17 protein-coding genes and 1 riboswitch are annotated in these 20,435 nt (G+C 29.8%); of the genes, 11 read left to right on the top strand and 6 right to left on the bottom strand.

Annotation, left to right across the window (positions count from 1 at the left end):
- Window positions 1-65: 65 nt before the first annotated feature.
- The 3 genes from CLOPA_RS21020 (at window position 66) to CLOPA_RS21010 (ending at window position 2,924) form a co-directional block, all read left to right on the top strand.
- Complete coding sequence (locus tag CLOPA_RS21020) at window positions 66-1,160, top strand: hypothetical protein (protein ID WP_015617439.1); 1,095 nt, start codon at window positions 66-68, stop codon at window positions 1,158-1,160.
- A 402-nt stretch (window positions 1,161-1,562) separates the two neighbouring features.
- Window positions 1,563-1,874, top strand: a complete 312-nt coding sequence (gene trxA, locus CLOPA_RS21015; protein WP_015617438.1) for a thioredoxin — start codon at window positions 1,563-1,565, stop codon at window positions 1,872-1,874.
- Between the two features lie 168 nt (window positions 1,875-2,042).
- Window positions 2,043-2,924, top strand: coding sequence for an NAD(P)/FAD-dependent oxidoreductase (locus CLOPA_RS21010; RefSeq protein WP_015617437.1), 882 nt, complete (start codon window positions 2,043-2,045; stop codon window positions 2,922-2,924).
- A 63-nt stretch (window positions 2,925-2,987) separates the two neighbouring features.
- On the opposite strand, the gene CLOPA_RS21005 is transcribed toward CLOPA_RS21010, so the two are convergent.
- From CLOPA_RS21005 to CLOPA_RS20995, 3 genes are all read right to left on the bottom strand, one after another.
- The gene (locus CLOPA_RS21005; RefSeq protein ID WP_015617436.1) at window positions 2,988-3,548 is read right to left on the bottom strand and encodes a cell wall hydrolase; all 561 of its coding nucleotides are present in this window, start codon (window positions 3,546-3,548) and stop codon (window positions 2,988-2,990) included.
- A 7-nt stretch (window positions 3,549-3,555) separates the two neighbouring features.
- Window positions 3,556-3,677, bottom strand: a riboswitch (cyclic di-AMP (ydaO/yuaA leader).
- 75 nt (window positions 3,678-3,752) lie between these two features.
- Entirely contained in the window at window positions 3,753-4,748 is a 996-nt protein-coding gene (locus tag CLOPA_RS21000; RefSeq protein WP_015617435.1) for a hypothetical protein, read from the bottom strand.
- Between the two features lie 109 nt (window positions 4,749-4,857).
- Window positions 4,858-5,526, bottom strand: a complete 669-nt coding sequence (locus tag CLOPA_RS20995) for a BON domain-containing protein (protein ID WP_015617434.1) — start codon at window positions 5,524-5,526, stop codon at window positions 4,858-4,860.
- 338 nt (window positions 5,527-5,864) lie between these two features.
- On the opposite strand from CLOPA_RS20995, the gene cdaA reads away from it, so the two are divergent.
- From cdaA to CLOPA_RS20960, 7 genes are all read left to right on the top strand, one after another.
- Complete coding sequence (gene cdaA / locus CLOPA_RS20990; RefSeq protein WP_015617433.1) at window positions 5,865-6,710, top strand: diadenylate cyclase CdaA; 846 nt, start codon at window positions 5,865-5,867, stop codon at window positions 6,708-6,710.
- The gene (locus tag CLOPA_RS20985) at window positions 6,683-7,894 is read left to right on the top strand and encodes a CdaR family protein (RefSeq protein ID WP_015617432.1); all 1,212 of its coding nucleotides are present in this window, start codon (window positions 6,683-6,685) and stop codon (window positions 7,892-7,894) included. Before cdaA ends, CLOPA_RS20985 begins: the two co-directional genes overlap by 28 nt.
- A gap of 84 nt (window positions 7,895-7,978) precedes the next feature.
- Window positions 7,979-9,616 carry an NAD(P)/FAD-dependent oxidoreductase gene (locus tag CLOPA_RS20980; protein ID WP_015617431.1) on the top strand — a complete coding sequence of 546 codons (1,638 nt, stop codon included), beginning with the start codon at window positions 7,979-7,981 and terminating at the stop codon, window positions 9,614-9,616.
- Window positions 9,617-9,974: 358 nt separating this feature from the next.
- A complete protein-coding gene (gene ptb / locus CLOPA_RS20975) occupies window positions 9,975-10,880 on the top strand; it encodes a phosphate butyryltransferase (RefSeq protein WP_015617430.1) in 906 nt (301 codons plus the stop codon).
- A gap of 124 nt (window positions 10,881-11,004) precedes the next feature.
- Window positions 11,005-12,072 (top strand): butyrate kinase, encoded by a 1,068-nt coding sequence (buk, locus tag CLOPA_RS20970; protein WP_015617429.1) that lies wholly within the window; start codon window positions 11,005-11,007, stop codon window positions 12,070-12,072.
- Window positions 12,073-12,301: 229 nt separating this feature from the next.
- Window positions 12,302-12,934 carry a YhbD family protein gene (locus tag CLOPA_RS20965; RefSeq protein ID WP_015617428.1) on the top strand — a complete coding sequence of 211 codons (633 nt, stop codon included), beginning with the start codon at window positions 12,302-12,304 and terminating at the stop codon, window positions 12,932-12,934.
- Entirely contained in the window at window positions 12,935-13,714 is a 780-nt protein-coding gene (locus CLOPA_RS20960) for a polymer-forming cytoskeletal protein (RefSeq protein ID WP_015617427.1), read from the top strand. It begins immediately after the preceding gene.
- Window positions 13,715-13,855: 141 nt separating this feature from the next.
- Here the strand turns inward: CLOPA_RS20960 and CLOPA_RS20955 are convergent, their stop codons facing one another.
- The 3 genes from CLOPA_RS20955 to CLOPA_RS20945 are packed head-to-tail and all read right to left on the bottom strand — an operon-like array spanning window position 13,856 to window position 18,352.
- Window positions 13,856-15,640, bottom strand: a complete 1,785-nt coding sequence (locus tag CLOPA_RS20955; RefSeq protein ID WP_015617426.1) for an ABC transporter ATP-binding protein — start codon at window positions 15,638-15,640, stop codon at window positions 13,856-13,858.
- Window positions 15,585-17,333, bottom strand: coding sequence for an ABC transporter ATP-binding protein (locus CLOPA_RS20950; protein WP_015617425.1), 1,749 nt, complete (start codon window positions 17,331-17,333; stop codon window positions 15,585-15,587). The genes CLOPA_RS20955 and CLOPA_RS20950 overlap by 56 nt, the downstream gene beginning before the upstream one ends.
- Before the next feature lie 29 nt (window positions 17,334-17,362).
- Window positions 17,363-18,352, bottom strand: coding sequence for a LacI family DNA-binding transcriptional regulator (locus CLOPA_RS20945; RefSeq protein WP_015617424.1), 990 nt, complete (start codon window positions 18,350-18,352; stop codon window positions 17,363-17,365).
- A gap of 768 nt (window positions 18,353-19,120) precedes the next feature.
- Between CLOPA_RS20945 and CLOPA_RS20940 the strand changes: the two genes are divergently transcribed.
- Window positions 19,121-20,386, top strand: a complete 1,266-nt coding sequence (locus tag CLOPA_RS20940; RefSeq protein WP_015617423.1) for an MFS transporter — start codon at window positions 19,121-19,123, stop codon at window positions 20,384-20,386.
- The last annotated feature ends 49 nt before the right edge of the window (window positions 20,387-20,435 follow it).

Raw genomic sequence — 20,435 nt, 5'->3', positions numbered from 1 at the left:
GTTTTAAGAGATAGCCTTAATTTATACAATTAGATAGTGATTTTCATATAAAGGAGAGATAAGCTATGGTACTTAATATTATCACCACTATTGTGGTAGCAATAATAGTTATTATATTTTTATATTTTTTAATTATTAATTTTTATCAAAAGAAATATTATGATCAAGCCTATAGACCAAAATCTATAAAATTTGGCAGAATACCACGATATCCTGAAAAAACTGTTATAGAGGGCTTAAAAGGAGTTTCTAGTGAAAAACAATATCAAGAAGCTGCTGCTATTAAAATGATAAATGATAAGGTTTATCCCAAAGAAAGTATATCCACGGATAATATAAATTTTCTTATGGGGTATACTTATGGAGTTAGTTTTAATTCTATAAAAAAGAATTTTATACCCTTTAGTGAACCTATAGAAGGATTGAGAATTGCTGCACCATTTATGGGACTTCATATGGATTATCGTACAACCTATAGTCCTAATGCTTTTGTTGGCAGCATAAAAGAGTATATTTCACAAGGTTATCCAGTAATGGTTCAATTAGATATGTCCACTCTTTTAGGCACAGATGGCTTTTATCCAAACAGTGAACTTTTAGTAGGTTATGATAGAGCTGGTTTTTATTATTATGAGACTATGGGAAAGGATAATAAAGAAAAAAAATATGTTTCCAAGCAAAAACTTATAGATGCAACTAACAAATTGAATGCTAAATTTAGAAAACCCTGGAGATATGGCTTTTGTATTTTTACTACTAGAGAAAAAAATATAAATATAAATAAAATTTTAAAAAGGAATGGCAACAGCCTTACTGGAGAAATAAATAAAGCCGTTTATTCTGGAGCTAAAGCGATTAAAGAATTTGCAAAAGTTCTCAAAGAAACAAATAATTTTAATAATCAATGGATACTTGAAACCTTAGCTTATACAAGGAAGGATAATGCAAAATTTCTTGAAGAGCGCTTTAAGGATAATAATGAGATAATTGAGGCATCAAAGTTGTTTAATATAGCAAGTGAAAATTATAAAAAAGCCTTTGAAATAATTAAGGCTAGTAGTGACGAAGATAGTATAAAAAATATAAGTGAACTTTTACTTGAAAACTGCAAGTTAGAAGAAAAAATAGGAAATATTTTTGAAAATTTTTCAGGAGTATAGTATGCAATAATTACATTTGTATTTTTATATATAGATACTGGATTGGAAAAAAATATAGTATATACTTATGAAATAAGGCATGTGAAAATGAATAGTAAGTCAAAGGATATACTGAAAAATTAATCTAAGTATTTATTTTTATTATTGCCCTATAATATTTAGACTGTAGGGCAATAATATATTTATATTTAGTGGTTGTAAAAGGCCATATGATGTATAATTAATATAGAGATTATTCAAGATTTAACTCTATTGATAATTCATATTAAATAATATATAATATTATAAAAATAGTAAGAAATTAATAATTTAAATAATTTAAATAATTTAAATAATTTATTAATAAATTAATAGTTTTATGTAATATACCTATAGGGTGGTATATTAAAGGAGGAGATTTCAATGGTTAAAGATATTAATGATAGTAATTTTCAGGAAGAAGTTAAAAAGGGAACAGTAGTAGTAGATTTTTGGGCAGCTTGGTGCGGACCATGTAAAATGCTTGGACCTGTAATTAACGATTTATCAGAAGAATTAAATGATAGGGCCAAATTTGTAAAGGTAAATGTAGACGAAAATCCAGTTGTTGCAAGTCAATATAAGATAGCAAGCATTCCTACGGTACTGGTATTTAAAGACGGAAACATAGCTGAAACATTAGTTGGATTTAGACCAAAGGCAGCCTTAAAAGAAGTACTAAAAAAGCATATATAATGTTTTAGTTAGGTGTAGAACTAGATTTGCTTATTGGTTCTACACCTAACTCTTTATCATATAAATTGATAAATATTTGAGTTAATTCGTAATTATGAGAAATTATCAACTTGATTAATTGAAGTTTAGGTTTAAAGTAGTATTATTGATACAAGGGAGCTGATAAAAATGGAAGAACGTTATGACATAGCTATAATAGGAACTGGTCCTGGAGGGCTATCTGCTGCTATTAATGCTAAAATAAGAAATAAAAATATAATTTTATTTGGAAATAAAAATTTAAGTTTTAAATTAGCTAAGGCACCTAAGATAAATAATTTTTTAGGCTTCTATAATATCTCTGGTGAAGATTTAAAAAATAAATTTAATGAACATATTGATAAAATGGGTATAGAGATTACTGAAGAAAGAATTAATGCTGTTTATGCCATGGGGGATTATTTTACACTTATGGTTAATGAAAAAGCCTATGAAGCAAAGTCACTTATTCTTGCTACTGGAATGGAATATACAAAGCCATTAAAAGGAGAAGAGGAATTCCTTGGAAGAGGTGTAGGGTATTGTGCTACTTGCGATGCACCTTTATATAGAAATAAAATTGTCACTATAGTTGGATATACACGAGAGGCTGAAAAAGAGGCAAATTATGTTAGTGAACTTGCATCAAAATTATACTATGTGCCAATGTATGATGAGGATTATGAGCTTACGGATAAAGTGGAAATTTTAAAAGATAAACCAATAGAAATAAAAGGCCAGGATAAAGTGGAAAAGCTTCTTCTAAAATCTGATGAGATAGAAACCGATGGAGTTTTTATACTGAAGGAAAGTGTAGCACCGGCTCAACTGGTACCAGGACTTTTAACAGAAGGTGAACATATAAAGGTTGATAGGAATATGAAGACAAATATAGAAGGATGTTTTGCAGCAGGAGACTGTGTAGGAGCACCATATCAATATATAAAAGCAGCAGGAGAAGGTCAAATTGCTGCATTAAGTGCTGTAAAGTATCTGGATTTACTTAAGGTATCTGAAAAAAATAACAAGTGAAAATAATTTTAAGCCTCAACCGTATATATAGTTGAGGCTTTTATACAATTTTTCTTAAGGTAACTAATTTACCGCAAAAAAAGTGTGATTGCCTATTGGTTTTACATTGATTTTTTTTATGTTAATCATCCAACTTGAACGGGCTGTTTTAGGATTGTAAAAATACAGGGCATTGGTAGTAGGATCTTTTCCATTAAGGGCATCAAACACTGCATTATAGCAATCCTGATTTGGAATAACATTAATATTCCCATCTATCACACAGGAAAATGCGTATCTTTGTTTGATAACGTCATTTATACTTTTGGGAAAGCCTTTATCCCTTAGTCTGTTAAGTATTACAGATGCCACTGCTACTTTCCCTTCGTAGGGTTCAGCATTACTTTCTGCATATACTACTTTTGCCATTAAATCAATATCTTCCTTTGATACAGTATATGCTCTTCCTTCACTACTAAAAACTTCTACCGAATTAGATTTTTCATTATAGAGGTTTCGGGATCCTCTATTTGCATTAGATGAAGATGTATTGTTCGAAGGTGGTATCGTCTTAGCACTTACAATGCACGAGGGTAACAATCCTAAAAATAGAATAAACGCAATAGCCCAAATACTCTTTTTCATTTATATTTCTTCCTCCTTTTATTCTACGAGGTTAGCTGACGGGTTAGGTAAAGGCAAAACCTACGCTAAAAAGCGATTCACCCCAAAATATGGTTTCCCCGTATGACTTAGGCTATTGATATCATTCCCTATAATAAAAAAATAATACAATATTGAAAAAAATTTTTTAACCATGTAAAAAGTAATAGGATAGGACACGTATTTCTAATTATTATTAACAAAATTTTGAAAATCATTTTTTAAGGTACTATAATCTTTATTCATAGTATCATATTTGTTATTTGAATCCTTATATAGATCTGAAAGATTTAAGGAATTATCTTGAGATTTTGAGCTAGCTTTTTCTTTTTTTAAGGCAGAAGAAAAACTATTTACATAGGCATTATAATCATTAAAAAGACTGTTAAAACTGCTATATAATTTAATTTGATTCTGTGGTACATTTATTTGGGAAAATTCTTGCAGTATCTCATTAAAATTATCTTCATTATTTTGAACTTTGGCTAGAGCGCTATCATAGGATATAGAATTTTTTCTTGCACTTTCTGCATAATAAGATAAATTAACTTTAATGGAATTAAATTTTGTTAAAATGCCATTTAGGTTATTTTCAAATTCCATATTTTGAGTATTTAATATATCTCTATCTTTTTTTATTTTTATAAAGTTTCCCACATAACTGGAAGCATTATTTATGAGTGTAGTACTATCTTTGGGAAGGCTAAAAACCTTGTTACTTGATTTTATCGATGCATAGTATTTATCACAATTATTTTTATATTTAATAACATTCTGCATAGAACTACCTATATCAGTTGATTCTAGATTATTTACTATAGAAAGTAACTGCTTGTACATTAATATATTATTATCTAAACCTGATTTAAGCGAATCGAAAGCAGCTTTATATCTAGAGTCACTATTATAGCTTTCTAAATTTTTATTTACTTTTATTAAGGAATTTATTACAAAAGGAAGTTTATCTTTTGCTTGTTCTATATCGATAGTTTGTCCATTGCTAATAGGTGAAACATTAGAATTTATTGTAGATATATTTTGAATATATGTACCTAGTTGTTTTCTATATTTATTATATTCATTTAAAGTAGAAAGATTGAAAAATATAAATATTAATAAAAATATGCTGAAGGTAATAGTAGCCGATAAGATTATTATTCTCTTTTTGTTTTCATCAAACATAAAAAATCCACACCCCTTTTTATATTTTTAGGCATGAAGGAAGCTTATTCAGCCACCTTATGCCTTATATTAATATTAATATTTGTAAAACTAATTATTTATACTAGATTTATGAAATTCCAGTGCCAACTTTATATAATTTTAATTTATTGTTAACTTCTTTTATTCCTGGTATTGATTGTATTAGAGTTACAAGTCTATTTATATCTTCTTCCTTTTCAGCATATCCAGATAGAGATACTTTTCCACGAATAACAATAGCAGAAATATCATTTACATTTATTTTAGATTCCATTAATGCCATATTTATATCATTGGTTAAAGAGGTATCATCTTTAAAAGAGGCAAGATTAATTGTACTTGTTACACTTCTAATTCCGAAAGTTTTATTAGCTTCGCTTATTGCAATTTGTCTATCTCTCTCTGTTTCTGCATCTCCTACTAATAAAACATTTCCACCTGAGACCTTTGCTGTAACTGATAAAATTCTATTTTTAAAGGCACTGTTTCGTAAATTAGAATTGACAAGATCAGTCAATTCTTTATCACCTGCTTCGCCATCTAAAGATATAGTAATATTATTTCTAACTTCTCTAACTCCCTCAATTTTATGGGCTATTTCCTCTGCTCTATCTTTTTCTGCTAATACATTTACAAAACCTTGCAGAGATACAATTCCATTAATAGATCTAATTTTTATATCCTTTGAAGTTGTATTCATTGCCTTTGATAATGCTGATTTTACTGCATCTTCAATTAATCCATCATTAATTTCCATAAAAGCACCAACCTTTCTAATATATAACTTTATTATCGATGAATCTTACTTAGTAGGAGTTTATATTCCTACTAAGTTTAGATGAATTATACAGGAATGTGTCGCTGTTATCTCTACCTTTAGTAGGTAGAATATTACAGCCACTAGTCATCGGACAAAAAGTTAATATTGTAATTTTATTGTTTATTCTATAATAAAGTTATCTATATATAGTATCCCAAGAATTTATATTAATATTTTATAAAATTTTATCATGTTATACTACATTGAGTTACAATAGTGTATAATTGTTAATAAGTATAAGTATAAGTATAAGTATAAGTACAGGAGGTGTGATTATGGATATTATAAACATGATAGTTGCTGCAGTGAAAACAATAAACGTATGGTCTGTATTGGATATATTAGTAGTTTCATACATATTTTACAAAGCCTATATGCTTATAAGAGAAACAAGAGCCGTACAGCTTTTGAAAGGTATATTATTAATACTTTTATTAATGCCTGTTAGTAATTTTTTACATCTTACTATGCTCTATTGGATTCTTCAAAGAACCATAACAATCGGGGTTTTGTCCATAATTATTATTTTTCAACCTGAAATTAGAAGGGCTTTAGAACATTTGGGGAGAAGTGCTTTTAATGATGTACATATCCTAGAAAATAAAGAAAAAATGGAAGAAGTTATAACGCAAATAGTAAATGCTGTTTATAACCTTGCAAAAACAAGAACTGGTGCACTTATTGTAATTGAGCAGAGAACAAAACTTGAGGATATAATGAGTACAGGAACTAAAATTGAAGGTATTGTATCTTCAGCAATTTTGGAAAACATATTTGTAGTAAATACACCTTTGCATGATGGGGCAACAATAATTAGAAATGATAGAGTATTGGCGGCAGGATGTTTTTTACCACTTTCCGCTAATTATGATATAAGTAAAAAGCTTGGAACAAGGCACAGAGCAGCACTTGGAATATCCGAAAATTCAGATGCTCTTGTGATTGTAATTTCAGAAGAAACTGGAGTTGTATCTCTTGCTATTAATGGAAAGTTAACAAGAGGTTATACTAAGGATAAATTAAAAGATATTTTAATAAGGATAATTCTTATTAGATTTTCAAAAAATAATTCATTTAAAGAGAGGGTGAAAACGTGGAAAAGAAAAGTAAACAGCAAATAGTAATAAAAATATGCTGTGTAATTGCTGCGTTTTGCCTGTGGCTATATATTTCCAGTTGGGAAAATCCAATAAAAACTTATAGATTGAGAAATGTTTCTGTAGAGTTAATTAATGCGGATGTGCTAGCACAATCTCAGTTGACCCTTTCTCCAGACCAAAGTTTTACAGTGTCATTAACTTTAAGAGGTACTGATCTAGAGGTTATGAGCGCAAGACCGGAGGATTTTAAAATAGTAGCAGATATGAGTGAATATGCCTTTAAAAAGGGTGAAAATAGAATTCCAGTTCAAATTGTTCATTATCCAAGTAATATTAATATAGAAAATACTAATACTATGTGGGTAAATGTAAATTTAGATGATTTGTATGAAAAAACTGTACCTATAACAACTAAGATAGAAGGATCACCTAAGAACGGATACTATTCTTCAGAAGCTGTAGTAAGTCCTGGGGATGCAGTGGTAAGCGGACCAAGTAAGTTTGTAAATATGGTTAAGGATGTAATAGTTAGTGCAAATATAGTAGATTTGAGTAAGGATGCAAACCTAAGTGTGCCACTGAAGCCAGTAGATGCTGCTGGAAAAACTGTAAGTAATGTAAAAGTTCAACCTCAAAATGCCAGTGTTACAATTCCTATAAAAAAGGCTAAGTCTGTAAGCGTAAATATAAAAACTACAGGACAACCTGCTAATGGTGTAGATATAAAGGCAATAACACCTATACAGTCTACTATAGATATAATTGGAGATAATGATGATAATCTCAATAAAATATCTAGTATCGATACAACACCTATAGATTTAACTAAAATAACTGAGAGTAAAACCATGAAGGTGAAATTGAGTTTGCCTAATGGTATAAGCACACTTACTGGTGATAATTTTATAAGTGTTAAGACAGATGTGGAAGGTATAATACAAAAAATATTTTCAGTTAATATTAATTTAATAAATGTGCCTGCCCAATTTAATGCTTCCCTAGAAAATGCAAAGACTAATGTAACCGTATCTGGTGATGGATCTGTTATAAATTCTATAAATGATGGAGATATAAAGGCAAATGTGGATTGTTCTTCCCTTCAGGAAGGAACTCATAATTTGCAGATTTCTGTGGCTCTGCCGAAGGGAGTTACTAATCTTGCAGCTAATCCTAGTACTGTAAATGTAACTATGACTAAAAAATAAGATATATGAAAAGAAATAACAAGTTAGGTATACTAGCATGCTGACTAATTACTTCTTTACAATGTCTTAGTATCGGAGGAAAAAATGTCAATTAGAATTAATAATTTAACGTTAAATATAGAAGAGGATATTTCAAGTTTGAAGAAGAAAGCCGCTTCAAAGCTAAAAGTTTCAGAGGTTGACCTTAAGCATTTTAAGATATTAAAGGAGTCCATTGATGCAAGAAAAAAAAATAATATAAAATTTAATTATGCTGTGGAAGCCTCTTTAGAAAAGGAAAGAAAAATAATTAATAGGTTACGCGATAAAGATATAAGGTTTGAAGAGGAGAACAATGAAGAGGAACTTGTCTACGGAAGCTTAAACTTAAATAGTAGGCCTGTAATAATAGGAATGGGTCCAGCGGGAATGTTTGCAGGGTTACTCTTAGCAGAAAAAGGTTACAGGCCCATAGTAATTGAAAGAGGAGAAAGTGTAGAAAATAGAACTAATAGGGTAGAATATTTCTGGAGAACAGGAAAACTTAATACAGAATCAAATGTTCAGTTTGGGGAAGGTGGGGCAGGTACCTTTTCCGATGGAAAGCTCACAACCAGAATTAAAGATAAAAGATGTGACTATGTAATTGATAAATTTATAAGCTTTGGAGCTCCCGAAGAAATATCTTATGAAGGAAAGCCGCATATAGGTACAGACATATTAAAGAATGTGGTGAAAAATTTAAGGGAGAAGATAAAGGCATTGGGTGGAGAAGTTAGATTTAATAGTAGATTAGAAGATATTATTACTAAAAATAATAAAATTAAAGCTGTAGTTGTAAATGGAGAAGAAATTAATTGTGAGACTTTGATTTTAGCTATAGGACATAGTTCTAGAGATACTTATGAAATGATATATAAAAAGGATATTTTAATGGAACCAAAGCCCTTTGCATTGGGAGTGAGAATTGAACATCCACAAGATATGATAAATGAAAATCAGTATGGTAAATATGCAAATCACTCAAGATTAAAGGCGGCAGATTATAGGTTAACTTATACTTCTAATATTGCTAAGAGATCTATATATAGCTTTTGCATGTGTCCTGGTGGAGAAGTAGTGGCAGCAGCCTCTGAAAAGAATAGATTGGCTTTAAATGGAATGAGCTATTATAATAGAGATAAAGAAAATGCAAATTCTGCCTTAGTAGTAACTGTTGGAGTGGAAGATTTTCAAAAGGAGTGTTATAATTTTAACAATAAGATCTTTAATGAAAAGTATCCTCTACTAGGCATGGAAATGCAGAGATATTATGAAGAGCAGGCTTTTATGGCAGGAGGCAGTGATTTTAATGCACCAGTGCAGCTTGTGGGAGACTTCTTAAGAGATGAGAGTAGTAAAAAAATTGGAAGCGTTAATCCCAGCTATAAGCCGGGTTATAAGCCTACCAATTTAAAAAATTGTCTTCCAGACTATGTTGTTGATACCTTGAAAGAAGGAATATTAAGTTTTGACAAAAAGATTAAGGGGTTCAGTGATAATGATGCAATCTTAACGGGTATAGAAACTAGAACTTCAGCTCCTGTGAAAATAATGAGAAATGAAAATTTAGAGAGTATATCAATTAATGGATTATTTCCATGTGGTGAAGGAGCGGGTTTTGCAGGAGGAATAATGTCAGCAGCTGTAGATGGGTTAAAATGTGCAGAGGCTATAATAAAAAAGTATAAACCACTGGATTGAATTTTCTGAAAAAACACTATTTTTATGAAATATTTGATAAAATAGAAATATAAGTTTGTTAATCTTTAGATTTACAATAATTATATAAATTTTAAATGTCTACAATTATCTTCAAAGAAATGATCAATGAAATATTTTATTACATTTCTTTAAAGATGGTCCATTAGGCATATAAAAATAAATAGTAAGTCAAAGATGCGACGGATATTTTAAATCATACAAGGAAACAGGTTTTGAGGATAGTGAGCTATCTGAGGTTTCTGTTGACGCAGTAGGATTTAAAATAGACTAGCATACTGATTAGTTATTTATTTGAATGTGCCTTAATAAAAAATAATTAAGAAGAGGTGCTAATAACATGATTAAAAGTTTTGAAGAGGTTTTGCTAAAGGTTAAGAGTAAAGACATAAAAACAGTATCTGTTGCAGTTGCACAAGACACACCAGTATTAGAAGCTATAAGAGATGCCAAAAAAAATGGTATAGCAGAGGCAATTTTAGTTGGAGATAAAAATGAAATAACATCTATTGCACTTAAAATTGGTATGGATATAAATCAGTTTAAGATAGTAGATGAGCCAGATGTTAGAAAGGCAACATTAAAGGCTGTAGAAATTGTTTCTCAGGGTAAGGCTGATATGGTTATGAAAGGCTTAGTAGATACAGCAACTTTTTTAAGATCAGTACTTAATAAAGAAGTAGGTCTTAGAACTGGAAAGCTTATGTCTCATGTTGCTGTTTTCGAAACAGAAGCATTTAATAGACTGCTATTTCTAACAGATGCAGCTTTTAACATGTACCCAACATTAAAAGATAAAGTTCAAATAATAAATAATGCAGTAAGGGTAGCTCATGCAGTAGGTATTGATGAACCAAAAGTAGCTCCTATCTGTGCAGTTGAAGTTGTAAATGAAAATATGCCAGCAACTTTAGATGCAGCACTACTTTCAAAGATGAGTGACAGAGGCCAATTTAAGGGATGTATAGTTGATGGCCCTTATGCTTTAGATAATGCATTAAGCGAAGAAGCAGCAAAACATAAAAATATAAAAGGTACAGTAGCTGGTAAGGCAGATGTCCTTTTATTACCAAACATAGAAACAGCAAATGTTATGTACAAAACTTTAACTTATACAACTCATTCAAAAAATGGTGGTATATTAGTTGGAACTGCAGCTCCAGTTATATTGACATCAAGAGCAGATAGTCATGAAACAAAAATGTATTCAATTGCTCTTGCAGCATTGGTTGCAAGCCATAAATAGAGTACTTTACTTCACTGAATCTTAGAAGGCATTATCTAGGAGAGTTATACTGTTTCTACACCAAAAGTGGAGAGCTACAGCCACTAGCCATCAGGTAAATAAATTATAAAAAGGGGGCAACATCATGTATAAATTATTAATAATCAATCCAGGTTCTACTTCTACAAAAATTGGAGTTTACGAGGATGAAAATCAAGTTTTAGAAGAAAATCTAAAACATTCTGCAGAGGAAATTGCTAAATATGACACAATATATGATCAATTCCCATTTAGAAAAGAAGTTATATTAAATGTTTTAAAAGAAAAAAATATAGATATTAACACATTAAGTGCTGTAGTTGGTAGAGGTGGATTATTAAAGCCAATAGTTAGTGGTACATACGCAGTTAATGAAAAAATGCTTGAAGATTTAAAGGTTGGAGTTCAAGGACAGCACGCATCAAATTTAGGTGGAATAATTGCAAATGAAATAGCTAAAGAATTGAATATTCCAGCATTCATAGTAGATCCTGTTACTGTTGATGAAATGCAAGAAGTAGCAAAAATTTCAGGAATACCAGAAGTAAAGAGAAGAAGTATTTTCCATGCATTAAACCAAAAGGCTGTTGCTAAGAGATATGCAAAGGAAAAGGGAGTAAAATACGAAGATTTAAATCTTATTGTTACTCACATGGGCGGAGGAACATCAGTTGGTGCTCATTGTAAGGGAAAAGTAATTGATGTAAATAATGCTCTTACAGGAGAAGGTCCATTCTCACCAGAGAGAAGTGGTGGAGTTCCAGTTGGTGATTTAATTGACATTGCTTATAGTGGAAAAGTAAGTTACGAAGAAATGAAGAAAAAAATCAACGGAAAAGGCGGAGCAGTTGCCTATGCAAATACAAACGACTTTAAAGTTGTAGCTGATAAAGCAGATGCTGGAGATAAGGATTCAAAATTAATATATGATGCATTTATATATCAGATAGCAAAAGAAATTGGTCAGGATGCAGCAGTATTGTCAGGAAAAGTAGATGCAATACTTCTTACTGGTGGAATAGCTTATAATAAAGGTATTACAGGTAAAATTGCAGAAAGAGTTTCCTTTATTGCTCCAGTAGTAGTTTATCCAGGAGAAGATGAACTTTTAGCATTAACTCAAGGTGCACTTAGAGTATTAAAAGGTGAAGAAAAAGCAAAAGAATATGTATAAATTGTAATTGAGATTATACATTTAATTAATGTAATAAATGATGTGTAATCTTAATATAGTAGTTATTTTAACAATCCTATAAGATATATAAGCCTTCTTTAGTTAAAAAATCAACAATCTTTTATATTGAGATGAATTGATTAGCTAAAGAAGGTTTTTAATTTTTATTGAGAAAATTTTCTTTACAATGTAACAATGTTATGTTACATTAAAGCCAAGGAGTGATAGTATGGAAGAAAAGTTGATTTCCAAAAAAGAGCTTTTAGAATTAACGGGTATATCCTATGGTCAGCTTTACAGATGGAAAAGGAAAAATTTGATTCCGGAAGAATGGTTTATAAAAAAATCTGCTTTTACAGGCCAGGAAACTTTTTTCCCAAGAGAGAAAATTCTTGATAGATTAGAAAAAATAAAAAATATGAAAGATGATGCATCTTTAGATGATTTGGCACAAATTTTTTCTCCAGAAGTTTCAGATATTAAAATTTCTTATGAGGAGCTTATTGAAAAAAACATTATTATGAAAAATGTTATAGATATATATATAGATTTTAATTCAATGATTGACCTGTATTCTTTTAATGAAATATTGTACATGAGTGTATTGCAGGAATTTTTATTAGAGGGCAGTATTTCAATTGAAGAGAGTAAGAATTTACTTCAAACTCTACAGGATAATTACGATAAATATATAGGAAGAAGCTGTGAAATAGTATTTGTAAGAAAAATGGGTGTAGGGATAACTAGTATTTTATCTGTTCCCAATGAGATTTATTTTGATAAATTATCAAAAGTTGTGATGAAAATAAGTGTTAATGAAGCTATAGAAAAATTAAAATTAAAGATTAAGGAGTTGTTTTAAATGGAGACTAAACAGAATCTTAAAATATCTGGATCAGGAAGTTTTGGTGGAGGAATATATGATGAAGTTAAAATCAGTGGGTCAGGTACCATTAACGGTGATTTAGAGTGTAATACTTTAAAATGCAGTGGTTCAGCAGACATAGTAGGAAATGTGGTATCAAAGAATATGAAGTTCAGTGGATCCGCCAATATTAAGGGGAGTGTTAAAACTGAAACAATTGAGGTTAGCGGATCAGTGAAAATTAATGGAAACATGGATACTGATGAAATTAAGGTAAGCGGTGGATCACAAATTTTTGGAGATGTAAGAACTAGGAAAATAAAAATATCTGGTGGCAGCAGTATTGATGGAAATTTACATGGAGAAGAAGTTGATATATCAGGCAGCATAAATATAAAAAAAGACTGTGAAAGTGAGAGTTTTAAAGCGTCGGGAGGTATGAATATAGAAGGACTTTTAAATGCTGGAGAAGTAAATATAAATTTGTATGGAAGATGTAGGGCAAAAGAAATTGGAGGGGAAAATATAAATGTCAGGTTATCTGCCTTTGATGAATCCATAGTGGCTAAATTTTTAAAAACTATGTTTTCTTACAGAAGAGAACTTATTACTGAAGCTATAGAAGGAGATAATATTTATCTTGAGGGAACTACAGCAAAGATAGTGAGAGGAAACAATGTTACAATAGGTAGAGGATGTTATATAGAAAAAGTTGAATATAGCGGAGAGATAAAAATTGTAGATGATGGAAAAGTTGAAAATCAGATGAGAATATAATTGTGAAAGCCAATAGAGAATTATTAAGATATGATTATAAAGTTGAATGCCCATAGTGAAAGCATTATTATTTTATTTTCAAGTCTATATATGGGCATTAAGAAAGATAAATTATTTCTATATATGGATATATTTCCGAATTTAACTGACATTTTTATAAAGTAATCTTTTATATAGTGAATCTGATGTAATAAGTTCATCATGACTTCCAATTTCAACAATTTTACCATTTTTCATGACGATTATCTTATCAGCATTTTTTATAGTGGAAAGCCTGTGAGCAATTATAAGAGTAGTTCGGTCTTTAGCAATATTATCTATGGCTTTTTGTATTAATTTTTCCGTTTGAGTATCTACATTGGAGGTAGCTTCATCAAGTACAAGTATAGAGGGATTATGGGCAACTGCTCTTGCAAATGAGATCAGCTGCCTTTGTCCAGCAGATAAAGTATTTCCTCTCTCCATTACTGGTTCTTTAACTCCATTTTTAAAAGTACCTAAGAATTCTTTGAGATAAGATGCATCCAGGGCTTTATTAAATTGTTCATCATCAATGTCATCATTTAATGTAATGTTATTTTTAACATCACCAGAGAATAAAAATACATCCTGCAAAACTACAGATATATTTTTGCGTAAATCCTTAAGTTTTATATTATTAATATTAATTCCATCAATTAATATTTCTCCCTTTTGAATTTTATAAAATCCATTGATGAGACTTATTATAGTGGTTTTTCCTGCACCAGTTTCACCTATAAAGGCGGCAGTTTCTCCTCTGTTAAGTTTAAAGCTTATGCCCTTTAATACCCAATCCCTGTCATTATATGCAAACCAAACATCTTTAAATTCTATAGTGCCTTCAATATATTTCATGTCAATTCCTATATCTAAATTTTCAAGAGTATTTTCTTCATCTAATAATTCAAAAATTCTATCTGCAGATACTAAGGCTGACTGTATTGTGGTATATTGATCTGCAAGATCAGAAACTGGATTAAAAAACTGCTTTATGTAGGTAGTAAAGGCATAGATTATTCCCAAATCAATACTGTGATTTGACACTTTATTAATGCCGTAAAATAAGAGGATAGCTATAGTAATGTTTTGAAAAAAATCAGTTCCAGGCTTTAAAATGCTGTTTAAACGAACCTGAAGTGTTGTGGCTTTAAAATAAGCATTGTTTAATTTTAAAAATTCTTTCATTTTTTCTCTTTCGGCTCTAAATATCTGTATAATTCTCATACCAGATATGTTTTCAGCCATAAAGCCATTAATGTAACCTATTAAATTTTTAACCTTTAAAAAATTTGCCTTGATTTTTTTCTTAAGAAGGATAAGAATAAGGGCCATTATGGGTATTACGGAAAAGGAAATAAGTGTAAGCTTAATATTTAGCATAATCATTGCATAGATAATGCCAATTAATAAGAAGAAATCCTGAAATAAACTGATAATTACATCTGTATACATTTCGCTTAACGCTTCTACATCGTTAGTGGCTCTGGTTATTAATCTCCCAGAAGAAGTTTTATCTAGATAATTTAGAGGTAGAAACTGTATAATTTTAAATACTCTACTTCTTAAATTTTTTATAATTGCCTGCCCAGCACTATTTATTAAATTTTCTTGAGCAAAGGAAACAAAACTGCCTATAAATGCAGTAGTCAAGTATAAAATAGCCATAAGCGAAATTGAATATATGCCATTGTAAGCAACATTTTTTACTAAAAAATCATCAATAACAAATTTGAGTATATATGGCTTTGCTATTTGAGTTAAATTTACTATGAGTGCACAGATTGCTGCAATTATTATTTTATGTAAATGTGGTTTTGCTAATTTTAGAAGTTCCACAAAACTGCTATTGCTAGAGTGCTTCAGCTTCTTTTGGGCTGTCTTTATATTGTTCATTGTAGATGCCATAATATATACCTCCTTTTTGTAAAAGTTCGTAGTGAGTGCCTCTCTCATGTATAAATCCATTATCTAATACTATAATTTCATCAGCATCTTTCACTGCAGATATTCTATGGGCTATTATAATATTTGTTTTTCCCTTACGTATATTTTTTAAGTTATTTAGTATAGTGCCTTCTGTTATGGTATCTACAGCGGATAGAGAATCATCTAATACTAAAACAGCAGGGTCTTTAATTAGAGCCCTTGCTATAGAAACACGCTGCTTTTGTCCACCAGAAAGGTTTATGCCCTGCTCGCCAAGTAGGGTATTAAACTTATCCTTGAAGGAGTCTATACTGTGCTGGATGCAGCTGCTTTCGGTAGAAATTTTCATGTCATTATAAGAATATAAATCTTTGAAAAAGGTTATATTATCTTTTATTGTGGCAGAAAATAAAAAATTGTCCTGGGGAACGTAACCAAAACTATTCCTTAAAGTTTCTAAAGGAATATTGTTTATATCTAGCCCATCAATAAATATTTTTTCAGCTTCTATATTATACATTTTAAATAAAAGATTTACTAAAGTACTTTTTCCAGAACCCGTTCTACCTATAATGCCTAAAGTGTGACCTTTTGGAATCTTAATATTAATTCTCTGTAAAGATTTTTTATTCAGTCCAGGATAGCAGAAATCTAAATTTTTAAATTCTATGTCACCATTGATTTTTAAAGAAGAAATTTTACCATTATCGGTTATTTTGGGTTTCACATTGAGTATGTCATTTAATCTTTCTAAAGATGCCATGCCCCTTTGATAAGTGTTAATAATACGACCTATGGAAATTATTGGATTTATTATTATAGTTAGATAAGTATTAAAGGCTACAAAATCCCCCAAGGTTATTTGTCTATTTAAAACCATCTTACCTCCAATGATTAAATTTACAGCAAAGCTAATGCTAAAGCAGAATTCGATTACGGGGGAAAGTAGAGAAGAGGTTTTTACCATACTTAGATTGGCATCAGTAATCTTATTATTTAATTTTTCGAAGCTTTCTATTTCATTTTCTTCCTGTACATAGGTCTTAATAACTCTTATTCCATAAATATTTTCCTGTACTTTATCTGAGATGGCCGCAAAGTTTTCTTGAACGTCTGTGAATTTTATTTTAATAAGTCTTCCTATATTTACTGTAAAGAAAATAATGAATGGAATAGGTATTAATGTAATTAAAGTAAGATGCCAGTCTATGGTTTTACACATGGAGTATATAGAGGCAGCACATAGTACTAGCGCATTTATTGACATTGCCGTAACTGGTCCAAAAGTTGATCTTACAGCTGATATATCATTTATAGCATAAGCAATGAGATCGCCTGTTTTTCTTTTGCTGTAAAATTCTGAAGACAATTTCTGAAGATGAGTGAAAAATGTTTCTCTAAGCTCACATTCAAGCCTTCTGGAATTGGAATTAATTAAATTTCTCCATATGAATGTAGATAAAAATCCACCAGCGGCTATTAATATAATGTAAAATATATTAGTTATTACTAAATTCTTGTTAAAGTTACTTATTTTTAAGATATCAACTATATTCCCTAGTACTTTCGGGAATAGTGATTGTATACAAGAAGATAAAATCATAAAAATTATTCCTATGGCATAGGAAAATTTATACTTTTTTGCAAACTTTAAAATTATATTATTTGCCATAATATTTACACCCCCCAGAAGATGTATGATTAAATTTTTCTTACAGAATCCCTCTTAACCAGAGAGGTGTATATTGAAATATTTTCTTTAGGTTTGCATGGATTGCTGATTTTCTTTAATAGCAAATCTACAACAACCTCACAGGAATATTCAATATTTAAATCTGCAGTGGTTAAAGATGGTATAGACAGTGATGAAATTTGTGTATTTCCTGTACCTATAATAGATACATTTTCCGGTACATTGATTTTAATGTCGTGAAGAATTTTTATAAGCTCTAATGCAATAAAATCGCTTCCACATATTATTGAAGTAGGCCTATTTTTTTGACTGAATAATTTAATAACTTCATTCCTATAATTATTTTTCATATTTATAAAAAATTCATTTTTAACTTCAATATTATAATCTTCTAAGCAGGTAGTTATTCCCATAAGCATTTCTTTATTTCTAAATCTGCTCATATCCCCCAGGTAGCCTATATTTTTGTGATTATTATCTATTAGATATTTACATTGCTTGTAGGCACTGTTATTAAAGTTAAACCAGACGCTGTCATAATCATAGGAGGGGGAATAACCTGTATAAAAGACTAAATTGTTAATTTTATTACTGATAAAATCAGCATATTGAAGGCTGAATCTTCCAAGCAGAATTACACCGTCGTAATATGTACCTTTAGATAATTTATAAGGAAGATACATGTTGTTTTGTTTATCTTTATCAACAAATTCTAAGTCGTATTGTGCATCATTTTGTTGAAGTACTTTTTCTATACCCTGAACTCTGGTACTAAAATTGCTATTATCATCAATTAAAGCCTTTTGATGAAGAACTAATACGCTTATACTGGATGCTTTTTTACATTTTGCATATTTAAGTTCTTTGGCTTTTTCTAATACTTTATTTCTTAATTTATCACTTACCCCTGCCTGACCTGAGAGAGCTCTGCTTACCGACATACTGGATACTCCAAGGCTATCAGCAATATGTGAAATAGTAATTTTATTTTCTTTCAAAATTAATGCCTCCTAAATTCATATTAATGAATCTTACTTATAAATATATTATAACCGTTAAAAGTATGTATTACAACGCAAAAAAATATATTAATAACGTTATATATTATCAATATATAACGTTGATCATTGTCTGTATATTAAAAATAAATATTGACATTAATAGATTATGTTAATATAATTTAAAATAGTTATTAAATTTTTAATTTATATAAATGTTGTATTTATATAATATACGTTATAAAAATAGTATATAACGTATATTATAAAGTAATGATTATAAATTAATGTTTAATATTTTCAAAGATTATTTAATATAAAAAATTAAATTAATTACAAGCTCACTTAATATATAAGAGGCTTAATATCTCATGTTAATTTATTTATCATGAAATATTAAGCCTTTTTTGTAAATAATCCTTGAACCTTCATTAGTGGAAGTTTGTATTTTACATAAGTCTAGATGAATTATACATACGTGTATATGTTGTTCACAGCCTTTAAAAAAACAGTAAAATAAAATTTATCCGATAACTAGTAGCTGTAACACTTCACCGCACTCTGTGAAAGCGAACAAATACAAAATAAAATTTTGTTTTGCCTGCTTTTCTAAAAGGTGGAGATGACAGCCACACGTTCCTGGACTGGATAATTCATCTAAACTTAGTGGGAATACAAACTCCCGCTAAGTAAGATTCATTGATGATGTAGGATAAAGCATAATTATTGCAGATAGTAACTGAAAATGGATTATAGGAGGAAATTCAAGTGAATGTATCATCAGTGGGAGAATTGCTGGGCGGAAAGCTGCCAATGAAGAAGCTATCCAATAGAATTATTAAAAATTTCCCAGCTTTAAAGTATAAGTATTTTAGATATTTTTTAGCTGGACAATGTGTATCTCTTATGGGAACTTGGATGCAAAGGACAGCTCAACAGTGGGTATTTTATAGTATTACTAAATCAGCGTTTTTACTGGGAGTTTTAGGAGTTTTTCAATTTACACCCATGCTCCTATTTTCTCTTTTTGCAGGTGTTTTTGTTGATAGGTTCCCAAAGAAAAAACTTTTACTAATAACACAGTTTCTGCAAATGATGCAGGCTTTTGTATTTGCTATATTAATATGGTCTGGTAATATAAAATATTGGCATGTTTTAATATTGGCAGGCATTTATGGTATTGTTCAAACTTTTGATATGCCAACAAGGCAGTCATTTTTTATAGAATTGGTAGGTAAAGATGATTTAATAAGTGCCATAGGTATGAATTCTACTATTGTAAATATAGCAAGAATATTAGGACCGGCATTTTCGGGTATTATATTACTTAAATTGGGATCTATTTTTTGTTTTCTTATTAATGGATTTAGTTTTATAGCTGTTCTTATAGGATTAATTAGCATTAAATCTTATTATGCAAGTATAAGAAAGAGAAAATGCAATATTATAGAGGATATTACAAATGGTCTAAAATACATTAAGTCACAAAAAATAATATTTACTGCAGTAATATTAATGCTTATTGTTGGGACATTTGCATTTAATAATGAAGTGATTATACCTGTTTATGTAAAAGAAGTCTTGCATAAATCAGCCGGTGCCTATAGTATCCTTTTAACGGCTTCGGGTGTAGGTGCCTTAATTGGATCCGTAAAATTTGCCTCAAATACAAGAAGGAAATCGAATATAATATTTATTAGTGCTTTAATTCTATCAATGTGTTTGGTAATACAAGGTTTTGTTCATACATATTATATTTCAATATTGGTATTGTCAATATATGGATTTTTTAGTATAATATTTATGGCATCAGTTAATTCCACAATTCAAATAAATTCAAGTGATGAATATAGAGGAAGAGCAGTAAGTGTCTATAGTTTAGTGCTTGTTGGATCAACCCCAATTGGAAATTTATTTGCGGGAACAATAGGTGAGCATTTTGGAGCCAATGCCAGTTTTTTGTTTTGCGGTGTAATAACGTTAATATTAATGTTTTTAATTTTTTTAAAATTTAAAAAGGTTTTTCATTTATAAGAATTTAATGTGTAATCAAAGAAACTTACATTATTAATAGTAATTGTTA

The sequence above is a fragment of the Clostridium pasteurianum BC1 genome (assembly GCF_000389635.1).
Lineage (GTDB): Bacteria > Bacillota > Clostridia > Clostridiales > Clostridiaceae > Clostridium_I > Clostridium_I pasteurianum_A.
Note: the sequence above shows the minus strand (reverse complement) of the source record. Positions and strands in the feature narration are given on the sequence as shown.